This is a genomic window from Mycoplasmopsis synoviae ATCC 25204 (assembly GCF_000969765.1).
Taxonomy (GTDB): domain Bacteria; phylum Bacillota_I; class Bacilli_A; order Mycoplasmatales; family Metamycoplasmataceae; genus Mycoplasmopsis; species Mycoplasmopsis synoviae.
In genome coordinates, this window is record NZ_CP011096.1 from 19,322 (window position 1) to 40,522 (window position 21,201).

Annotated in this window: 19 protein-coding genes; 11 read left to right on the top strand and 8 right to left on the bottom strand. The window is 26.7% G+C overall.

Annotation, left to right across the window (positions count from 1 at the left end; all coding sequences use genetic code 4):
* Window positions 1–19 precede the first annotated feature (19 nt).
* Complete coding sequence (def, locus tag VY93_RS00120) at window positions 20–589, bottom strand: peptide deformylase (RefSeq protein WP_020003039.1); 570 nt, start codon at window positions 587–589, stop codon at window positions 20–22.
* A gap of 40 nt (window positions 590–629) precedes the next feature.
* Here def and plsY point away from each other — a divergent pair, with 40 nt between their 5' ends.
* Both plsY and ffh read left to right on the top strand, forming a co-directional pair.
* A complete protein-coding gene (plsY, locus tag VY93_RS00125) occupies window positions 630–1,304 on the top strand; it encodes a glycerol-3-phosphate 1-O-acyltransferase PlsY (protein ID WP_020003038.1) in 675 nt (224 codons plus the stop codon).
* A gap of 24 nt (window positions 1,305–1,328) precedes the next feature.
* The gene (gene ffh / locus VY93_RS00130; RefSeq protein ID WP_020003037.1) at window positions 1,329–2,696 is read left to right on the top strand and encodes a signal recognition particle protein; all 1,368 of its coding nucleotides are present in this window, start codon (window positions 1,329–1,331) and stop codon (window positions 2,694–2,696) included.
* Between the two features lie 21 nt (window positions 2,697–2,717).
* On the opposite strand, the gene uvrA is transcribed toward ffh, so the two are convergent.
* The 3 genes from uvrA to VY93_RS00145 form a co-directional block, all read right to left on the bottom strand.
* A complete protein-coding gene (uvrA, locus tag VY93_RS00135) occupies window positions 2,718–5,573 on the bottom strand; it encodes an excinuclease ABC subunit UvrA (protein WP_020003036.1) in 2,856 nt (951 codons plus the stop codon).
* 42 nt (window positions 5,574–5,615) lie between these two features.
* Window positions 5,616–6,341: a glycerophosphodiester phosphodiesterase family protein gene (locus VY93_RS00140; RefSeq protein WP_020003035.1), complete on the bottom strand. Its 726-nt coding sequence runs from the start codon at window positions 6,339–6,341 to the stop codon at window positions 5,616–5,618.
* A gap of 575 nt (window positions 6,342–6,916) precedes the next feature.
* Window positions 6,917–7,765, bottom strand: a complete 849-nt coding sequence (locus tag VY93_RS00145) for a MurR/RpiR family transcriptional regulator (protein ID WP_011283190.1) — start codon at window positions 7,763–7,765, stop codon at window positions 6,917–6,919.
* A gap of 225 nt (window positions 7,766–7,990) precedes the next feature.
* On the opposite strand from VY93_RS00145, the gene VY93_RS00150 reads away from it, so the two are divergent.
* The 9 genes from VY93_RS00150 (at window position 7,991) to VY93_RS04335 (ending at window position 16,432) form a co-directional block, all read left to right on the top strand.
* The gene (locus VY93_RS00150) at window positions 7,991–9,052 is read left to right on the top strand and encodes a phospho-furanose lactonase (protein ID WP_011283191.1); all 1,062 of its coding nucleotides are present in this window, start codon (window positions 7,991–7,993) and stop codon (window positions 9,050–9,052) included.
* A gap of 20 nt (window positions 9,053–9,072) precedes the next feature.
* The gene (locus tag VY93_RS00155; RefSeq protein ID WP_020003034.1) at window positions 9,073–10,803 is read left to right on the top strand and encodes a PTS ascorbate transporter subunit IIC; all 1,731 of its coding nucleotides are present in this window, start codon (window positions 9,073–9,075) and stop codon (window positions 10,801–10,803) included.
* Window positions 10,804–10,831: 28 nt separating this feature from the next.
* Window positions 10,832–11,113 carry a PTS sugar transporter subunit IIB gene (locus tag VY93_RS00160; protein WP_020003033.1) on the top strand — a complete coding sequence of 94 codons (282 nt, stop codon included), beginning with the start codon at window positions 10,832–10,834 and terminating at the stop codon, window positions 11,111–11,113.
* A complete protein-coding gene (locus tag VY93_RS00165; protein ID WP_020003032.1) occupies window positions 11,113–11,592 on the top strand; it encodes a PTS sugar transporter subunit IIA in 480 nt (159 codons plus the stop codon). The genes VY93_RS00160 and VY93_RS00165 overlap by 1 nt, the downstream gene beginning before the upstream one ends.
* A gap of 9 nt (window positions 11,593–11,601) precedes the next feature.
* A complete protein-coding gene (locus VY93_RS00170; RefSeq protein WP_020003031.1) occupies window positions 11,602–12,255 on the top strand; it encodes a 3-keto-L-gulonate-6-phosphate decarboxylase UlaD in 654 nt (217 codons plus the stop codon).
* Window positions 12,233–13,108: an L-ribulose-5-phosphate 3-epimerase gene (locus tag VY93_RS00175; RefSeq protein WP_011283196.1), complete on the top strand. Its 876-nt coding sequence runs from the start codon at window positions 12,233–12,235 to the stop codon at window positions 13,106–13,108. The genes VY93_RS00170 and VY93_RS00175 overlap by 23 nt, the downstream gene beginning before the upstream one ends.
* Entirely contained in the window at window positions 13,108–13,842 is a 735-nt protein-coding gene (locus tag VY93_RS00180) for an L-ribulose-5-phosphate 4-epimerase (RefSeq protein WP_011283197.1), read from the top strand. Before VY93_RS00175 ends, VY93_RS00180 begins: the two co-directional genes overlap by 1 nt.
* Entirely contained in the window at window positions 13,826–15,196 is a 1,371-nt protein-coding gene (locus VY93_RS00185) for a Cof-type HAD-IIB family hydrolase (protein WP_020003030.1), read from the top strand. The genes VY93_RS00180 and VY93_RS00185 overlap by 17 nt, the downstream gene beginning before the upstream one ends.
* Before the next feature lie 1,107 nt (window positions 15,197–16,303).
* A complete protein-coding gene (locus VY93_RS04335) occupies window positions 16,304–16,432 on the top strand; it encodes a hypothetical protein (protein WP_258454424.1) in 129 nt (42 codons plus the stop codon).
* A gap of 126 nt (window positions 16,433–16,558) precedes the next feature.
* Here VY93_RS04335 and VY93_RS00190 read toward each other — a convergent pair whose 3' ends face one another.
* From VY93_RS00190 to VY93_RS00210, 4 genes are all read right to left on the bottom strand, one after another.
* Window positions 16,559–17,347: an ABC transporter ATP-binding protein gene (locus VY93_RS00190; RefSeq protein WP_020002730.1), complete on the bottom strand. Its 789-nt coding sequence runs from the start codon at window positions 17,345–17,347 to the stop codon at window positions 16,559–16,561.
* Between the two features lie 1,141 nt (window positions 17,348–18,488).
* Window positions 18,489–19,511 carry an IS30 family transposase gene (locus tag VY93_RS00200; protein WP_020002725.1) on the bottom strand — a complete coding sequence of 341 codons (1,023 nt, stop codon included), beginning with the start codon at window positions 19,509–19,511 and terminating at the stop codon, window positions 18,489–18,491.
* A gap of 160 nt (window positions 19,512–19,671) precedes the next feature.
* Window positions 19,672–19,947, bottom strand: coding sequence for a hypothetical protein (locus VY93_RS00205; protein WP_020002733.1), 276 nt, complete (start codon window positions 19,945–19,947; stop codon window positions 19,672–19,674).
* Window positions 19,886–21,109 carry a S8 family serine peptidase gene (locus VY93_RS00210; RefSeq protein WP_020002734.1) on the bottom strand — a complete coding sequence of 408 codons (1,224 nt, stop codon included), beginning with the start codon at window positions 21,107–21,109 and terminating at the stop codon, window positions 19,886–19,888. The genes VY93_RS00205 and VY93_RS00210 overlap by 62 nt, the downstream gene beginning before the upstream one ends.
* Between the last annotated feature and the right edge of the window lie 92 nt (window positions 21,110–21,201).

Consider the following 21,201-nt stretch of genomic DNA (forward strand, 5'->3'; position numbering starts at 1 on the left):
ATATTCTTATATATTTATCTTAAATTAAAATAATATTTTTTGTTGGTTTTTTTCAAGGATTTTTTTTGTTAATTCTATCTATGAATAACTTACCATTTAAATGATCAAGCTCATGTTGAAAAACTATAGCTAGATAACCTTTGAGGTGAAACTCTAAATGTTTTTGTTTTCTATAGCTATAAGCTTGCACCTTGATTTCATAGCTTCTACTAACTAGGCCTTCTTGGTTTGGAATTTCATCAGGAACAGATAGGCAGCCTTCCCCGTGAGCTAGTGCGGTTAAAATTTTTCCTTTAAAAGTAACTATAGGGTTAAATAAAACATCGTCAAAGACTACTGAGTTATCATCTTGAGTTAATTTAACGTAGAAAACATTTTTTTGAATTCCATATTGAATAGCAGCCACTCCTACTCCTGCCCGAAAGGTAGAAAAAGGTTTTTGCGAATCTTCAATGTGGTAGATCATTCTATTGGCTAATTCAATGTTTTCCTCGCTTAAAGGAAGCTCTACATCTTTAGATTTTGTACGCAAAATTTTGTCTGGAAGAGAAACAATTTTAACGTCACTTGGTTGGTAAATTTTACTCATAATCAATTAAATTTATATTATATATAATATTATATTAGGAATGGAAATATTTTTATCAATAGCTATTAATATTTTAATTTTTTGAATTGGATATTTAATAGGTTCGCTTAATGCTTCAATAATTGTTGGAAAATTATTTTATAAAAAAGATGTAAGAGAATTTCATTCCAAAAACGCAGGGGCTACTAATAGCTTTAGAGTTTTTGGATATAAAGTAGCTATTGTTATTTTATTTATTGACATTTTAAAAGTAGTTTTTGCTACCTATTTTGTAAGAATTGTTTTTCCTTTCGTATTTAGTCCGAAGCTATATTTTTATATTCCTTTAATAGCAGGGCTTGCCGCTCAAATTGGGCAAGCTTATCCGATATATTTTAAATTTAGAGGTGGGAAAGGCGTAGCGGCTACTGTGGGCTTACTAATTTCTATTAATGTATTGCTATGACCTATCGCTGGAGTATTTTTCTTTTTACTATTATTTAAAACAAAATACGTTTCACTATCAAGCTTACTAACTACTTTAATAATGATAGGTTTTATTTCTATTCCGTGAATGTCGCAAGGCGTTTTATCATATGCTACAAGTGGATTTGGGCAGTTTTGAGTCAATATAATAATTTATCTATTTGCAGCAGCGCTAATATTTTGAAAACATAGAGAAAATATTAAGCGTCTTTTAAGCAAAACAGAAAATAAAATGAAGTTTAAAAAATAACAGAAAGTCAAATAGAATATATCTATGTTTAATATTTTAGAAAAACGTTTCCAAAAAGCAATTGAAAAATATTCTAAGAAAACTCTTCTTAAAGAAGAGGATATTTTAGAAATAACTCGTGAAATTAAATTAGCTTTATTAGAAGCTGACGTTAACCTAAAAGTAGTTAAAGAATTTATTTCAAAAGTTAAAGAAAAAGCTCTTTCATCAGAAATAATAGGAAAGCTAAACCCATCACAGCAAATGACTAAAATCTTTCACGATGAATTAGTTTCTATTTTAGGTGGAAAAGTTAAAGAAATCAAGCTAGATAAAAAGCCAACCGTTATTATGATGTGTGGTCTTCAAGGATCTGGAAAAACTACAACAGCAGCCAAGCTTGCATTTTATCTAAGAAAGAAAAAAATGGCAGCAAGTCCATTACTAGTAGCTGCTGATATTTACCGTCCTGCTGCTATAGATCAGCTGGTATCACTAGCTAAAAGCGCGCAAATGGATTATTTCCAAATGGGAATAAATACTCCTGCTGAAGATATCGTAAAAGCTGCGCTAGAACAAGCTAGAGATAATAAAAACGATTTAATAATAATCGATACTGCTGGTAGGCTTTCAATTGATGAAAAATTAATGCAAGAGCTTTGAAACATTAAGCAAATTGCATCTCCTGAAGAAATTTTATTTGTAGCAGATGCGTTAAGTGGACAAGATATTATCAACGTGGCTAGTGCTTTTCACGATAAATTAAAACTAAGTGGTAGCATTATAACCAAGCTTGACTCTGACGCTAGAGGTGGAGCAGCGCTTTCTATTAGATTTATATTAAATCTTCCAATTAAATTTATCGGTACTGGTGAAAAAATTTCAAACATTGATTTATTTTATCCAGATAGAATGGCCGATAGAATTCTTGGAATGGGTGATGTTTTATCATTAATTGAAAAAGCACAAGATGTAATCGATGAAGATAAAGCTAAAAACATGATGGAAAGAATGTTTAGCGGGAATTTGAATCTTGATGATTTCATGCAACAAATTGCACAAATTAATAAACTTGGAAAATTTTCTAAATTATTAAAATTCATGCCTGGTAATTTAACCAATAAAATTTCAGAAGATAAAATCGATAGCGCTGAAAAGAAATTAAAAACTTATCAGATTCTTCTTTCTTCAATGACAATTAAAGAAAGAAAAAATCCAAAGTTATTAAAACAAGCTTCTAGAAAAGAAAGAGTAATCAAAGGAAGCGGTAGAAGCGTTCAAGAATTTAACAGGTTACTGAATGACTTTGATGAAATGGCAAAAAAAATGAATGAAATGTCTAAAAAAATTAAATCAGGAAATTTATCGGGACTTTCAGGAATGGGCATGGGCGGCCTTGGTGGAATGTTTTAAAAAAAGTGCAATTTGCACTTTTTAATTTAAAATTTTCTTTAGAAATTGACCAGTATATGAATGCGGTATTTTAGCAACTTGTTCAGGAGTTCCTGATGCTACTATTTTTCCACCGTTAACTCCACCATCAGGACCAAGGTCAATTATATAGTCACAAGATTTAATAACATCTAAGTTATGCTCTATTACTAAAACGGTATCACCGTTATCTACTATTCTATTTAGAATTTTAAGAAGTTTTTTAACGTCGTGAATGTGAAGCCCTGTTGTTGGCTCGTCTAAAACATAAACAGTTCTTCCGGTTGGTTTTTTTTGCAGATAAGTAGCCAGCTTTATTCTTTGCGCTTCACCACCTGAAAGAGTTGTTGACATTTGCCCTAGCTTTATATAACCAAGACCAACTTCTTGCATAATTTTTAGTTTTTCAGTGATTTTTATTTTATTTTCAAAAAACTTTAAAGCCTCATCGACTGACATATCTAAAACATCAGATATATTTTTAAAGTGGTATTTAATTTCAAGCGTTTCTTTGTTATATCTTTTACCATCACAGTCATCACAAGATACATAAACGTCAGGCAAAAAATGCATTTCAATTTTTATAAAACCATCACCAGAACATTTTTCACATCTTCCACCTGGAACGTTAAATGAAAATCTTCCCTTTTGATAACCTCTAACTTTAGATTCTTCTATATTTGCAAATATATCTCTAATATCATCAAATACGCTTGTATAAGTTGCTGGGTTACTTCTTGGAGTTCTACCAATTGGATTTTGATTAACTGAAACTATCTTATCTACTAATTTAAGGTTTTTAAAACCTTTAAATTTAGCTTTTTTATGTCTAGTTCCTTCCATTAGGTTTTCAGATTGCATTCAACTTCTTACAAATATTTCATTTATAAGAGTTGACTTTCCTGATCCAGAAACCCCAGTAACTCCGATAAATTTTCCAAGCGGAATATTTACATCAATATTTTTTAAATTATTTTCAGAAGCGCCTAATATTGAAATAACTTTACCATTACCTGATCTTCTTGATTTAGGTATTTCAATACTTTCTTTACCTGATAGATATTTAGCAGTAATTGAATCTTTTGATTCAATGAATTCTTCTAGCGGTCCGCTAGCTACTATCTCGCCACCTTCAAGCCCTGCTTTGGGGCCTATTTCTACAAGGTAGTCAGCTGCAAACATGGTTTCTTCGTCGTGTTCGACTACTATTAGAGTATTACCTAAATCAACCATTTTCTTTAAAGCGTTTATTAGCTTTTGGTTATCGATTTGGTGCAGTCCTATAGAAGGCTCATCTAAAACATATAAAACGCCAGTTAGATTTGATCCTATTTGAGTTGCTAGTCTTATTCTTTGCGCCTCACCACCTGAAAGAGTTTCGGCCGCTCTATTTAAATTTAAATAGGTAAGCCCTACATTTTTTAAAAATGTTAGCCTATTAATTATTTCTTTAGTAATTAAATTTGAAATTTGTTTTTCTTGATTTGTTAAATGGTTTTCAACTAAATTTTCGATTTCAATTAAACAATCTGAAATTGAAAGTTGAATGTAATCATTTATGTTTTTACCATTAATTCAAACCGCAAGCGCGTTTTTATTTAGCCTTGCTCCTTTACAGCTACCGCATGTAAAAGAACCCATGAATTTATTTAGATACTCACGAGTACGATCTGATGAAGTCTCATAATACATTCTTTCTATTTTATCAAGTATACCTTCAATATACCCATATCTATTAACGGTATTGCCGTTAACTGATGTTATTGAATATGAAAGTTTTTCATCTTCGACTTTAGTTCCGTATTTAATGTATTCGATTCATTCTTTTTTAAGCTCATCTACTGGAACATCAAGAGGAACTTTATAATGATTAAGCATTATTTTAAATTCTTGTCATTCCATATTCATGGAATTAACGGTATTTTCAAAATACTTAATAGCTCCATCTTCAAGGGTTTTTCACATTTCAGGAATTATTGACTCAAAGTCAGCTTTATATTGAATTCCTAAACCTTTACAGTCTTCGCACATTCCATAAGGAGCGTTAAAACTAAATAAACGAGTTTCAATTTTAGGCATTGAAAAATCTTTATGAATACAAGAATGTTTTTTAGAAAACATAAATTCTTTGTTTAAATCTAAGTTTTCCACAATTACTATTCCATCTGATTTTTCGGTTGCAATTTCAATTGATTCTGCAATTTTATTGTAATTATTTTCATTTAAAACAACTCTATTGACAATAATGTCAATAGAATGTTTATTGTTTTTATTTAAAGTTATTTTCTCGTCAAGATTATAAATTTGTTTATTAATTCTTACTCTTAAGTAATTTTCTTTGATAAGAGAATCTAAAAGGTTTTGATGCGTTCCTTTTTGAGAATCAACAACTGGTGAATAAATTATGAGCTTAGAATTTTCAGGTTGCTTATAGATTTCATTTAATATATCTTTAGAGCTTTGTCCTGTTATTTTAATTTTATGAGTAGGACAATGTGGAATTCCAATTCTTGCAAATAAAAGTCTAAAATAGTCAAAGATTTCAGTAATAGTTCCAACAGTAGAACGAGGATTATTATGAACTGTTTTTTGTTCAATTGAAATCGAAGGAGAAAGCCCTTCTATAGAATCAACGTTGGGCTTTTTGGTTCCACCTAAAAACATTCTTGCATAACTACTTAAAGAATCAACGTATCTTCTACGTCCTTCTTCGTATATGGTATTAAATGCAAGTGAACTTTTACCGCTACCGCTTAGTCCGGTAAAGACAATTAGCTTGTTTCTAGGAAGAGATAGTGAAACATTTTTTAAATTGTTTTCTCTAGCCCCTTTAATTGTTATAAATTCGTTATTTTTCATTATTAACTATTTTAACATTATGGTTAAATTAATAACTAATTATTATTTAGAATTTGGTAATTTTTTATTTGAAATTAAAAAATTAATGTCGCTATCTTTATAAAACATTTTTAATTTGTCAAAACATCTAATAGTTCATAGGTTTAAAGGTAGATTGTAAGATATCAATTCCTTTTTATTTTTTAAATAAAGCTTTCAACTTGGATGTAAAAAGTTGCAAGTATTTAAAATTAAATCTTTTTCTATTTTTAATAGACTTTCCATTGAATCAAATAAATAACCAAGTTTTAAATTTGGATTTATTTTTTTAAGTAAAATCAAACTTTGAAAATTAAATGACGAGAAAACTATTTTATTTTCAAAGTTTAAATATTCAGAAACTAAATCATATAAAAGCTTTTCGATATTTAAATAATGAATTTTATCCGTTTTAATTTCGATATTAATAATTTTAAATTTATCGAAATATAAATCTAAAAAATCTTCTAAAAGCATTAAGCTTTGTTTTTCTACTTTGTTTTTAAAATAAAATGCGTAGTTGTAATCTTTTAAATCTTCGTAATTATTTTTATAAACTTCTAAATCAACACCTGTAGTTCTTAAAATAGATTCATCGTGAATTATTACAATTTTATTATTTTTAGTTAAATGAATATCTAGTTCAACGCCATCAAAATTATGTTTAAGCGCTAAATCAAAAGCTAATTTTGTATTTTCAGGAGCTTTATCAAAGTATCCTCTATGACCTAAAATATATTTATTTTCCATATTTATTTAATTTAAAAAAATATTATTAATTATTTTATTTTTTTTGGTAAAATTTTACAGCTTTAAAAAGCAAAATAAATTTACTTTCTTTTTATTTTTTAAATTATCAATATTTTAAATGAAAGTAAAGTTGCTATGCAACAAACAGTTTTTCGAATTTTTCGTTTAACTTTTCCTTTAATTTTATAAATAATAAAAAAACATAAAACAGATTCGTCTCTTTATGTTTTTTTATTTTATTTTAAAAATAAAAAGCTGAAAAAATAAATATATAATTAGTAAATGCTTGCAAGAAAAAGTTCAAAAATGTTTTATAGATATTTTTTAAGAAATTTAGTTTTCATATAATTTATTCATTAATCGTTTTTACTGTTTATTTGTATTTTATTTTGTTTTCTTTTCTTACTATTTATAATAATTGATCTACAGATAATCATCCAGGCAAAGTAGCCTGCGTTTCCAAGTTGTAATGAAGAAAAAAACGAATACATCTATAAATAAGGCGTATTCGTTCCCACATTGTAACTTCCAAGTTACAATGTGGGAAAAGTGCCTTTGTAGGTACTTTTTAAAATTTATAAATTTGCTTTTCATTTATTTATTATTTGGATTGAATTATTTAATTTTTCTCTTAAATTGCTATCTAAAATCAAAAGGTTCTCAAAAAGTAAATCAGCAATTAAAAGTTGTGATCACTTTGAAGAAAGTGGAATATTTAAATGTTTAGAAGTAATTTTTTCATATAAAATAACAACATCATTTTTTGTTATTAAATTACTTTTTTTCTTTGAAGTAATTAATATTATTTGAACTTTTTTCTCTCTACATTGCTTAATTGTAAAAGCAGCTTCAGGCGAATTTAAATTATCAGAAAATAAAACACAAACATCTTCAGTTGTAGCATTACCTAAAACTGGTAAAAACAAATGAAAATCATCATGAGCAATGACATTTAAACTAACTTTATATAAATTTGAAACTAAAGTTTCAGCCATTCTCTTTGAGCTACCAGCTCCATGAATTAATATACGTTTTGAATTGTATATTATTTGGGCTGCTTTTTCTATTATTTTTTGCAATTCATTTGTATATAAATTATCAAGAACATATTTATTACCTGCTACTATTGTGCTTATATTATTATCCTGCGAAGTAGAAAGAGGATATTTTTCATTTAATTTTTGTAAATTTTTATTTATAAAAATAATAGCTTCTTTAAAATTTTTAAATCCATATTTTCTAACAAATCTAAAAACTGTAGCAGTTGAAACATTTGCAAGCTTAGCTAAATCTTCTATTGAATAATTAAAAACTTCTCCTTGAAATCCATTTATAAATTCTAAAACTTTATTTTCTGAATTTATAAGCTTAGAATTATTAAGCAAAATTGGATGAGATATTTGAGATTTTTCTTGTTTTTTCATAAAAAATTAAAAATTTTTTAAATTTTTTTAAAAATTACATTTGAAATTTTGTAAAAAATTTACATTAAATTTGTTGATATTATACAAAATAAAATAAATACATTAATTTTTTTGTAAATTTTTTACAAAAAAATTGCTTTAACGCCTAAAAAATGGCTTATTTTTTAAGTATAATTATTTTATATAAGGCCAATTTTTAGGCATATATTTATTAAAAAGGAGATTATGGAAAATAAATTTGCTCGTACAGTTTTAGGTGATATTCCAGTTGAAAAACTAGGTATTACTGATTGCCACGATCATTTTATTAAAAATGGTGGACCTGAAGTTGAAGAACACATTGATTTTTTAATGTTAAATGTTGATGCTTCAATTAAGGAATTCAAAGAATTCATTGACAGAGGTGGTTCAACAATAGTTACTATGGATCCACCAAATGTTGGTCGTGACGTTTTAAAAACTTTGGAAATAGCAAATGCTGTTAAAAATTTAGGTGGAAACGTAATTATGTCAACTGGTTTTCACAAAGCAAAATTTTATGACAAATATTCTTCATGGCTAGCGGTTGTCCCAACTGAAGAAATTGTTAAGATGTGCGTTGCCGAAATTGAAGAAGGTATGGACGAATATAATTACAATGGACCTGTAGTTAAGCGTTCAAAAGCTAAAGCTGGAATAATAAAAGCAGGAACTGGTTATGGCGCAATTGATAGGCTTGAATTAAAAGCTTTAGAAGTAGCTGCTAGAACTTCAATTTTAACTGGTTGTCCTATTTTAGTGCACACTCAACTAGGAACAATGGCACTTGAAGTTGCTAAACATTTAATTGGTTTTGGAGCCAATCCAGATAAAATTCAAATATCACATCTAAACAAAAATCCAGATAAATATTACTATGAAAAAGTAATTAAAGAAACTGGAGTTACTTTATGTTTTGATGGTCCTGATAGAGTCAAATATTATCCAGATTCTTTATTAGCTGAAAATATTAAATATTTAGTTGATAAAGGACTTCAAAAACATATCACACTTTCTCTTGATGCTGGAAGAATTTTATATCAAAGAAATTATGGACTAACAAAAGGAAAACAAACTTTTGGTTTAGCATATTTATTTGATAGATTCTTGCCTTTATTAAAACAAGTTGGTGTATCAAAAGAGGCAATTTTTGATATTTTAGTAAATAATCCAAAAAGAGTTCTTGCCTTTGATGAAAAAAGAAACTTTGATCCTTTAAAAGTATCAAAAGAAGTTTTAGAATTAAAAAAAGAACTTAATTTAAATTAATATTTTAGGAAAATAATATTGTGAAAAAGAAAATAAACGTTAAAGCGCTTATTGGATTAATTGCTGTGTTAGTAGTTTTCTTTCTTACAGCAGGAATTACCTATGCTGTAAGAATGGGAGCTTATAATGATTCTTTTGGAGCAGCTACTACATTTTTTGTTGATAATGTATTAGTTGGAAACTTCATGGGATCTGTAACAATTTTAATCGGTACAGTCGTTTTTGCTGGTTACTTAATTTTAGGTCGTAACTTTACTGATTCCTTTTCTGGAATGCTTAAAGCTATGATCGGAGTAATTATGCTTAAAATTGGAGCTGGGACTTTAATTGGTTTAGCTAGACCAATTTTTAGTGCTATCTCTAAATTAGGAACTTCAGTTGTTCCTCTTGATCCATACTTTGTATGAAATGATTCAGCTGCGTGATTAAAAAATCTTAATGCTGGATATGAAGCTTGAATAGCATATGCAATGTTACTTGGATTTTTTGTAAACATTGTAATGGTAATGCTTCGTAAATATACCAATACACATTCAATTATGCTTACTGGGCATGTAATGTTTCAACAATCTGCGGTTGTTGTTCCTATTGTGTATTTCCTTTTATTTTATACACAAGGACTTGAAGTAAATTCAGGTCAAATTTTTGGAATCATCATCATTAGTTCATTATTACTTGGACTATATTGATCTATTGGTTCTAGTGCCACAATTAAAGGTTCAGATGCAATTACAGGTAATGCTGGATTTTGTGTGGGCCACCAACAAATGCTCGGATTATCAATTGCTTATGGAATTGGCAGATTCTTTGGTAGAAAAGAAGATTCAGCAGAAACTAAAAAAATAAGTAATAAAATTAAAATATTTGAAGATAATATTTTTACTCAAACTATTTTAATATTTATATTATTTTTGGTTTTAATTTTAATCGCTCAATTTTCTTCACTACCTTCAAATGATCCAAATACAGTTAATACAATTAGATTTGTAAATTCAGATGGAGCAATAAACCCTGTGTATTCACAGTGAAATGTTGATGCTAAATTCTGAGTGATAAATATTTTACTTGGTTCAATGAAAATAGTAGCCTCAATATTAGTACTTCAAGCTGGAGTTAGAATGTTTGTTACTGAATTGCAACAATCATTTCAAGGTATTTCAGAAAAACTAGTTTCAGGTTCTGTAGTTGCAGTTGACGTTGCTGCTACATATGGTTTTAGTATGAACTCTGTAACTTATGGATTTGCTTCTGGAACTATTGCTCAATTTGTAGCAGTTGGAATATTAATTGGTATTTCAAAAGGAACTAACGGAAACTTTCCAATAGTAATTCCACTTTTTATAACTTTATTTTTTAACTCTGGTTCAATTGGTGTATTTGCAAATGCATCAGGAGGATATAAAGCATCGATAATAGTACCAGCTATATTTGGATTTTTAGAAATTTTTATAATTGCTTTTGGTATATTTGCCCTAAAAAGCCATGCTGTTGCTATAAATTCAGCTGATTCACTTCCATTTAGAACTGGATTCCTTGGAATGTTTGACTGAAACTTCTTCTTTGGATTAAGTCTTGGAGTTGGTTCTTGAGCAAAACCACTTGCAATAATTGTTTTTGCTATTGTACTTCCTTTAGCTCTTGTATTTGTTTCACAAATAGTGGATTCAAATCGTCAATACAAAAAAACATACTTGCAAAAACTTTTTAAAATAAATGTAAATTTATTAAAAACACAAGAAAACGCTGCTTAAATTAAAAAATAAAATAAAAAGGAAACAAATGAAAATTTTATGTATATGCGGAAGTGGAATGGGTACTTCTATGATTATCAAATTAAAAGTAACCCAAGCCATGAAAGAATTAAATATTCAAGGTAATGTAGAAGCATTAGGTTTAGGTCAAGGGAAAAGTTTTGTTCCAAATTTTGACGTAGTGCTTTGCACACAAAATTTTGTATCAGAAATCAAAAACGATAAAGTTTTAGTTTATGGTTTAAAAAACGTAATGGATGTTAACGAAATCAAAGCAGCACTTTCTGATGCTAAAGAAAAAGGAAGATAATGTCAAGGAAATTAAATTTTCTTGAAAATTTAATTGAAAATGATTCAATTTTACTCCAACAAGAAGCTAGCAATTGACAAGAAGCAATTAAACTTTCAACAAATCTATTAGAAAAAGCAAAAATAATTAACCAAAATTATTACTTAAACATTTTAGAATCAACTGCTAAATATGGTCCTTATTACGTGATAATGGATGGCTTTGCCATGCCGCATGCTTCAGGAACAAGTGATAGCGTTTTTGGTAATGGATTTTCTTTAGTTACTTTAAAAAATCCAGTTGTTTTTGAAAATAACGTTAAAGTAAGCGTACTTGTTTGCGTGGCAGCAATTGATGGTGAAACTCATACAAAAATAGCTATCCCGCAACTAGTTGCTATTTTTGAAAGCCCTGAAAATATTGCAAAAATAGCAAGTTTTCAAACTAAAGAGCAAGTAATTGATTTTATTTCTAAAATTGATTACACCAAATATTTATAGAAAGAAAAAATGAATAAACCCTTATTACAAATTGCTCTTGATTTTTGAGAAATTCAAGACGCTATTTTAGCGGTAAAAAAAGCGAAAAAATACATTGACGTTATTGAAGTTGGAACTATTTTAATTGCTTCTCAAGGTAAAAAAGCCATAAAAGTTCTAGCTGAAGAATTTCCTGATAAAATCATAGTTGCCGATGGTAAAATAGCAGATGCTGGAAAAATTTTTGGAAAAATGTTTTTTGAAAATAAAGCCAGATTTACAACCTGCATTTGTGCTGCCGAAATTCCTACAATTAAAGACACAATGGAAATTGCAAAAACTTTTTCGCCTCTAAATGAAGTGCAAATGGAAATGACAAATAATTTTACTTGAGATCAAGTTCAAAAATGAAAAGAAATTAATGTCCCACAAGTTGTTTGACATCGTTCTAGAGATTTACAAGCTAGTGGAGTTAAATGAAACCAAAACGATATAGATAGCGTTAAAAAGCTAGCAAATATGGGCTTTAAAGTTACAGTTACTGGTGGAGTTACAAAAGAAGATATTAAACTTTTTAAAGGTATTCCAATTTATATTTTTATTGCAGGTAGAACTATTTATGGCGCAGAAAATCCTGAATTAGCTGCTAAAGAATTAAAAGATGAAATCAATAAATACTGATAGATTACTTGGAATTTATGAAAAAGCCATAAATGAAAAATTTTCGCTAGAAGAAAAAATCAAAATAGCTAAAAAAGCTAATTTTGATTTTATGGAATTTTCAGTAGATGAAACAGATAAAAAACTAGCTAGACTTAATTGGACTAAAAATCAAATTAAAAAAGTGCAGCTTTTATTAATTGAAAATGACTTCACTTTTAATTCAATGACTTTATCTGGTCTTAGAAAATATCCATTTGGATCACATGATCCAAATATTAGAAAAACTTCAAGAAATATTATTAAAAAAGCCATTTTACTTGCTAAAAAATTAAACATTAGAACCATACAAATGGCAGGTTATGATGTTTATTATGAAAAAAGCGATAACCAAACCTTAAAATATTTTTATCAAAATTTAAAATATGCTCTAAAATTAGCTGCTAAATACTCGGTAATGCTTTCTTTTGAGGTTATGGATACTGAATTTATGGGACTTAATTCAAGAATTATGCCTTGAATTGAAAAACTAAATTCGCCCTATATTACTATTTATCCAGATTTAGGTAATATTTACCAATGATGCAAAAAAGAAAATCTTGAAAAAGAATTTCTTTTAGCTAAAAATAAAATAGTTGCATTTCATTTTAAAGATACCTTGCCAGGTAAATTTAGAGATATTGAATTTGGACAGGGTTCAGTTGATTTTAATTATTTATTAAAAATAATTAAAAAACATAAACTAAATCAACCAATGATGATAGAAATGTGATCTAAAAACAATCCAGAAGAAACTTTTAATCAGGCAGTTGAAAAAATAGCTAAAGCTAGAGATTTTTATTATCAAAAATGAAACGAAGTAAATAAAAATAAATAATGAATAAAATCCCATCAAAATACCATAAAGAATTACAAGATTTAAAAAAACAAGTTTATGAGGCTAATATGCTACTTGTTAAATATAACCTAGTAATTCATACCTGAGGAAATGTATCAGGAATTACTAAAGATCGCAAATTTATGGTCATAAAACCAAGTGGCGTTTCTTATGAAAAATTATCTTGAGAAGATATGGTAGTTACTGACTTAGAAAATAATATCTACGAAAGTAAATATAATCCATCAGTTGATACTCCAACTCATAGCCTTTTATATAAAGAAAATAGTCAAATCAAAGGAATTATTCACACTCATAGCATTAATGCTGTTGGCTTTGCTCAGGCTGGCAAAGAAATTCCATGTTATGGAACAACTCATGCTGATAATTTTTATGGACCAATTCCATGTACAAAAGCTCTTAGCAAAAAAGAAATTGAGTCTAATTACGAACATAATACTGGATTAAAAATTATCAAGCACTTTAAAGAAAATAATTTAGATTTCAAAGCAACTCCAGCTGTTTTAGTTAAAGAACATGGTCCTTTTGCTTGAAGTTTTAAAGATCCTATTGACGCTGTTAATATCGGTTTAACTTTAGAAACTGTTGCTAAAATGGCTCTTAATACTTTACTTGCATCATGAGGAAAAGTCACACCAGCTCAAAATGAATTAATCCAAAAACACTACGATAGAAAACATTCAAAAAACGCTACCTATGGCCAAAGAAAATAATTTATTTAATAAAATTCATGCATTTATTTTTGATATGGATGGAACTTTATTAAATGATAAAAACCAAATTTCTGAAAGTAATTTAAATGCAATTAACTTTTTGCATTTAAATAATAAAAAGGTAATAATAGCAACCGGTAGGCCTAATTATATGAACCATCAATACTATGATGCTTTAAATTTAAAAGATGCAATTATTGGTATTAATGGTGCTATGGTTGATTTAAATTGAAGAAATTTAAATCAAACTAAAGTAATGGGATATCTACCTAAAGAAAGTTTTAAAAAAATCGCTTCATATTTAAATGAAAATAAAATTGACTTTTTAACCTATCATAAAAATTCTATGTATGGTTTTAATTACAATAATCCACCTTGATTTGAAAATAGAATTTATCCCAAAATTCAAAGCGATAATAAATATAAATGAAATTACAAAGAAATTGCTTTAGAAAAACTCTATGATTTTTTAGAAAAAAAACCTGATGAATTTGTTTTTTTAAAAATTTTAGTAATTTCTCAAAAACAAAGTGAGCAAACCTTATTAAAACTTAAAGAGTTTTTAAATAAATTTAATGATTTATATTATTTAAGATCACAAAGTGATGTTATCGATATAATGCCGCTTAATATTTCAAAAGGACAAACTCTTTTAGATATTTCTAAAGATATTAATTTATCTTTAGAAAACGCTCTAGCAATAGGTGATCAAGAAAATGATATCGAAATGTTAAAAAATGTAGCTTATCCTGTTGCTATGTTAAATGCTAAAAAAGAATTAAAAAAAATAGCTTGAAAAGTAACTAATTTAGACAATAATAATTCAGGAATTGCTGATTTTATTTATTCTTTAACTAATGTAACTTTTGAAGAAAAAATTAAAAAATATAAATTAAACGTAATGGATAATGGTTGATGATATCAGCCATCAATTTGGACAATGTCTCTTACTAAATGAGCTTATCGTCCTTTTAAAAATTACCAAGATTTTTTAAAATATATAAAAAAAACTAATGATCCAATTTATTTATCATTAAATGGTGATTATCAATTTAAAGTTTTTAATCAAATCCAAAAATATTACAACAACAATTTAAGACTTGATTACAAATCACTTTTAAATAAAAGAGAAATTTATTTAAAATTAACTGATGAAATTTATATTTATTTAAATCAAAAAACTTTAAAACAAATCCAGGTTGGAAAAGTTTTTGGCTTTCCTAGTATTTATTTCGAAACCAAAGTTAAAGAATTAAATTATAAAATTGATAAAAATTTAGTTTATGTTTTTAAATATAAGAAATTTAGCTTTGAACTTCAAATAATGGATAAAAATTTAATAAAAAATAAATAATGCCTAAAAAATTCTTTTTGCTAATATACAAAAAGGATTCCCACATTGTAACTTCCAAGTTACCACTCTCAAAAAAATATTAAAATTTTTTGGAAATTTTTTTATTAAAAACTCACAACTAAAGAAAAAAATGCTCTCAAGAGAGCATTTATATATAACCATTAAAAATTATAGACGAATTTCTTATGATATTTGCGAAAAATTGAATTCTTGTTACAAAACTTTAATTATTCTCTTAGAAAAATAGCAAAAGATCTCGAAATTTGTCATTTTTCATTGATTAAAGAAATTAGAAAAACTCAAGTGAATATGGTTATGATGCCAAGCTAGCTTGGGGAAAAACATGACATTAGAATTCACTAAAAAACCACTTTAAACTTAAATCTGAAATTTATAAATTCCAAGAATTTAAAGAAAAATTCTTAAAAATTTATAACGCCAAGGAAATTCCAGTTGAAAGGACTGTGGAATTTATCAAGCGTAACTATAGCATTAAATGTCTTTCAATTAAAACGATTTACAATTGAATTAATTCAAAAATTTGAAAAATAAATCGCAAAAATTTACTTAGAAGCAATTTATGTATTTGGCGGCAAAAGGCAAAAATCTCTCCAAGAGCGGCTTGTTGGAAAACGCTGAGTTAGGCCTTTTAAAATCGGATTAAGAAAAGAATTCGGCCACTGGGAAGCGGATTTAATCGTTGGCAAAAGAGCAACTAAAGCTCATTTACTAGTTTTCCAAGAAAGACTCACCAGATTTGTTTTAATTAAAAAAATAATGACTAAAAATCCGTGAAACATTAATCTAGAACTTTTAAATTTAGTTAAAGGCTATTGAATTTAATGTCAAATCCATTACCATAGATCAAGGCTGAAAATCTAACTTAATTTTTTATATAGGATATAGATTAAAATTTATATTTATAAAGCTCATCCTTATGCTTCACATCAAAAAGTAACTACCTAAAATATCAATAAATACATTCGAAGATATTTCAAAAAAAGCACTAACTTTGAAAAAATTAATGACCTTGAAATTTGAAAAGTTTAAAACATATTAAATCTAACTTGAAGAAAATTTCTAAAAAATTGAGAGCATCCAAACGAAATGTTTCATGAATATAATTGAAACAAATATTTATGAAATCCAATTCCTAAAGATATGCCACTATATACCAGAGCTAAAGAATTTGTACCAAGAAACAAAATTCACAAATACTTAAAAAAGAAAAAATAATAACTAATAAAAAAAAGCCGATTTTTTAAAAATCGGCAATTTTATTAAATTGTAAGTGGTAACTTGCACTTTACAATATGGGGACATAAAATAATTTTCATATTTTATGTTTTTTTAAATTTATTTCTATTTATTTTTTCTTTTGAAATTTAAAAATGTATTACTTTTATTTAAATTTGTTGCTGCAATATCTTCAATATTTTCTTTGAGTACTTCTTCAATTTCGTCGTCATTTTTGAATTTAGATTTAATGTCTTTTAATTCGTTAAATACTTTTCCATCTCTTAAAACAATTATTCTATCCGCTATTCTTCTAATTTCTCCGGCATCATGAGAAATTAGAATTAATGTTACGTCAAAGTTTTCAAGATATTCCATTAATATCTCTCTTACAAACTTTTTATTTTCAAAGTCAAGCGCTGAAGTAAATTCATCTAAAATCAGTATTTTAGTTTTAACTATTAAACTTAAATAAAGTTTTAAAATTTGTTTTTCACCACCAGAGAGCTTTGAAAACCTTCTACCTTTAAATTTTTTAATGTTAAGTTTTTCATATAAATATGATTCGTAGTCTTTACTAATTAAACGTTCTTTTCCACGAACTTTATAATCATTTATAAGTTCTCCAACAAAATGAAAAGGTATATTATGTGATTCTTGAAACTCTAATAATATTTCTTCGTATGGAGATCAAGTAAATTCGTAGTTATATTTTATTTCTCCGCTTTCGTAACCAATATATCCGCTAATAATTTTAGCTAAGGTTGTTTTTCCGGCTCCGTTTTTTGCAACGATTGCTAACTTTTCACTTTTGTAAAGATCAAATGATAAATCTTTTAAAACTTGTTTTTTTCTTCTTCCTCAAAAATTTGAATAAGTTTTATTTAAGTTTTGAACTATTAAAATTTTGTTCATAATTCTCCTATTTTATAAAAATGAATATTTAAAATTTCTTCTCATTGTTCAAGCAGAAAATGCTAAAACTGAAAAATTAAATATAGAAATCAAAATTACAGGAAAAAGTCAATTTATTGTAATTTTTTTTGACAAAAAATGAAAACTTGCAAATACATCTAATAAAGAATAAGGATTAAAAAAAGAAAACGGAATTTTTACCAAAAACTTTTTGAACTTTAGTTCGGAACCAATATATTGATAAGCTTCATCATAAGGAAAGAAAACCATTAAAATTTTTGAACTATCTAATATTAGTGAAACAAGTGTTAAGAAATAAATTAAATATAAAATTCATTTATTTATATAAAATGAAACTGAAACAAATGCTATTGCTGTGAAAAAAGACAAGAACATTAAAAATATGTGGGTGAAAAATTTATTCTCTAAGTAAAAAAAGTTAGTTTCTTCAATTTTAAATCCATTATAGGGAAAATTTTCTCTTTTAAATTTGCTATCGTCGAGAATAAAGGGGTTTAATCATGGAATTCATTTTACATAGTTTTTATAATTACTATCGCCACCTTCTTTTCAAGCTAAATATTTATATAAATAATCAATTGGCTTTAAAGAAACTAAATTAATAATTAAAAAAATTAAGAACCAAAAAATAACTAAATAAAGACCAATATATCTAAAAGTTTTCTTATTTCCATTTAATAAAATAATTCTTTTATAATAATCACTTTTATAAAAAAGCCTTAAATAATAACTTCAAATAAGTATTGGTAAAAAATAAAAAAACAATAAAACGAAAAAATTAAAATCTTCATATCTGAAAAATTTAAATGATAAATTTATTCGAAAGAAAATTCATTTTGAATCAAAAGAGTTTTCGTCTTTTAAACGTTCATAAAAATTTTGTACAGAAAATTGCTGAGAAACATAATAATAAGAAAGAGTGAAGAAAAAATAATATATAAAAATTGCAATAAGAGAATATGCAATTGGTACGGACATTTTTTTAAAAAATATTCTATAAAACATTTTTGTTGAATTTTTTTTATAATTTTGCATAATTTTTATTTTAAAAATAACAAAATATCAAATAAATTGATATTTTGTCCCAAATTCTCACTTCTAGTGCAACATAAAAACTCAATTATATAAAGTTTTCTTTATTATGATTGAGTTTTTCTTTTAAAAATAAATTTTTAGAATTATCTCAATTAAAAATTTCTCTTGGCATTTCATTTATTTGATTTACAACATCTTCTAATAAATCATCAGAAACATCATTAAAATCAGTTCCTTTTTTAAAAAACCTTCTTATTAAACCATTAAAATGTTCATTGCTACCTCTTTGAAAAGAAGCATAAGGTTCTGCTCTATATATTTGAATATCTTTTTGTTTTCCAAAAATACTTATTTTTTCAAATTCAATTCCGTTATCGATTGTTATGGATTTTATTGTTAAATCATATTTTTTAATTAACATATTTAATTTTTTATGAATTTCAAAAGGATTTTTAGAAACAACTTTTATAGCTAAACCTAATCTTGATTTTCTTTCAACAATAACTAAAAGATTTTGTTTTTTATGTGCTTTTTTACCGATAACTAAATCCATTTCTCAATGTCCAAATTCTTTTCTTGTATTTATTGATTTTCTTCTTGCTCAAATAGGTAAAACATATTTGTTTACATCTAATAACCTTGAAATTGTTTTAGTTCTTTTCCCACCTTTTTTGTAATATTGACGAAGTTTATTGCTTGGTCTAAAAATTCATTTTGTAGTTTTTATTCACCTATAAATTGTTTGAAATGAAGGAGTTTTCATTTTTGGATTTTCTGTTTTTATTTTATTAATAGTAGCTTTTACACCGTGAATGTTTTTGTTGTAATATTTTTGAAATTTTTGATCAAATTCATTTTCTAATGCTCAATGATGTTTAAATAAAGACCTATATTTTTTTCTTAAATTTGTTTTTTGTTGTGCAACTTCGCAAAAATAATGACCAAAATTATCTAAATTTCTTTTTAATTCTCTAGAAATAGTACTTTTGTGAATATTTAATGTTTGTGCTATTTTGGAAATAGATTCTTTTTGTACATTAAATAAAAAACTTATTTGGTATCTTTTTTCTAAATTTAATCTTGAATATTTTTTAGTGTTATAATTCATTTTGGATTCCTTTGCTGGGGATCTTTTTTTATATCTTTTTTCAATTTTATAAAAAACAACACCCTATTTAAGAGTGTTGCACTGGGAATGATAATTTAGGACAAAATATCAAATAAATTGATATTTTGTTTAAATATTTAACCAAATATCAGATACATAACTAATCTGCACCTAACGTATGTGTTAAGGCTAGTTCTTCGACTTGTTGTCTTTCTAAAGGTTTAAACGCTTTTACGTAAACATAATATTGATCATCTTTTTCTAAAAATTTTCTTATAAATTCTATATTTCGCGTAGAAGACCTAGAAGAAGCGACTACATTTCCTTTAGAATCCCTTAACTCTAAATCAAAATCATGTATTTTTTCGCTGTTATTATCAACAGGCTCTTCAAGTCAAGATAAAGCAACTCTTGCTACTTGGCCTTTTTTTAGCATAAAAACTTTTAACTTGAATTCAATTTCCATAATCTGCATAAGAATTCAATCTTCCTCTAGAATAGTTGCTTGAATGTTTAATTTCAAAATATTTTAAATTTTCATGAGCTTGACCAATTTTTTTATAATCAAAAGTCCCTGCGCCATTTTCATTAATATTTGAACCAGAATTATATGTAGATGCGCTTAGTGTAGATAGCGCAATTAAATTATTATGACCCAAATCATAAACGTTTCTGTATTTTCTTAACATTAAAGACAAAATTCCTGAAATAAATGGGGCAGAAAAACTTGTTCCACTATTATATCCATCTTCATTATTATTAAAATAGTATTCACCATTGGCTAATAATGTTACCTGTCTGCCGGTATAACTTCCGTAATTAGAAGTAAAAGATCTATGCCCATATCTATTATTGCTACCAACAACAATAATATTTGATGCTAAGCTTCCTCCATTTATATATCTTTTGTTTGGATCAGTTTCAGCGCCATCATTTCCAGCGGATCTAACTATAATTAATTCTTTATTTTCATATGCTAATTTTGTAACATCATGACTATCAGAATCGTATTTATATCTACCTAACTTTGCTTTAAGACCATAAGACATATTTAAAATATCGGTTTTTTTGGCCTCTACTCAGTTATATTCTTGCCATGTTCCGTTTGTTGAATTTAAAACAAGAGAAAATTTATCTAAGTAAGGATTTACACCATCTAATCCAGCTGCAATTGAGCCAACAAGCGTTGCATGATTTGAAGGTGTTGGACCGTAAAACCATCAATTTCGATGGATTGTTCCAGTATTTTGAGTGCTGCTACCTACAAAAGTAATATTTTTATCAAAATATTTCTTATTATTAAAATCTACCAAGCCTTCCCAATAATTATTATTAATAGGAGATTCTAAAAATGTTATTCTTGGATTCCCTTCAACTAAATTTTGTGAATTTAATTCTTCATGAATTTTATTTCTATCTTCTAATGTGAATCTATTAGAATTAAAATTATCAGCATATTTAGAAAAATAAATTCTTTCTGGCAAATATTTATTATGTCAATGATAAACACTTCCACCGTAATCATATGATTTAACAGGCAAAGAAAATGCGTATTGAGGTTCGTAATTTTGAAAATCTACATTAGCACTACTTGCCACATATTTTGATTCTAAATTAGAATTGTTATCTTTATTCGAAGCGTTAAATTCGCTTTGAATTGCCGGAGAAAAGGCAAAAAACGCCCATTGAT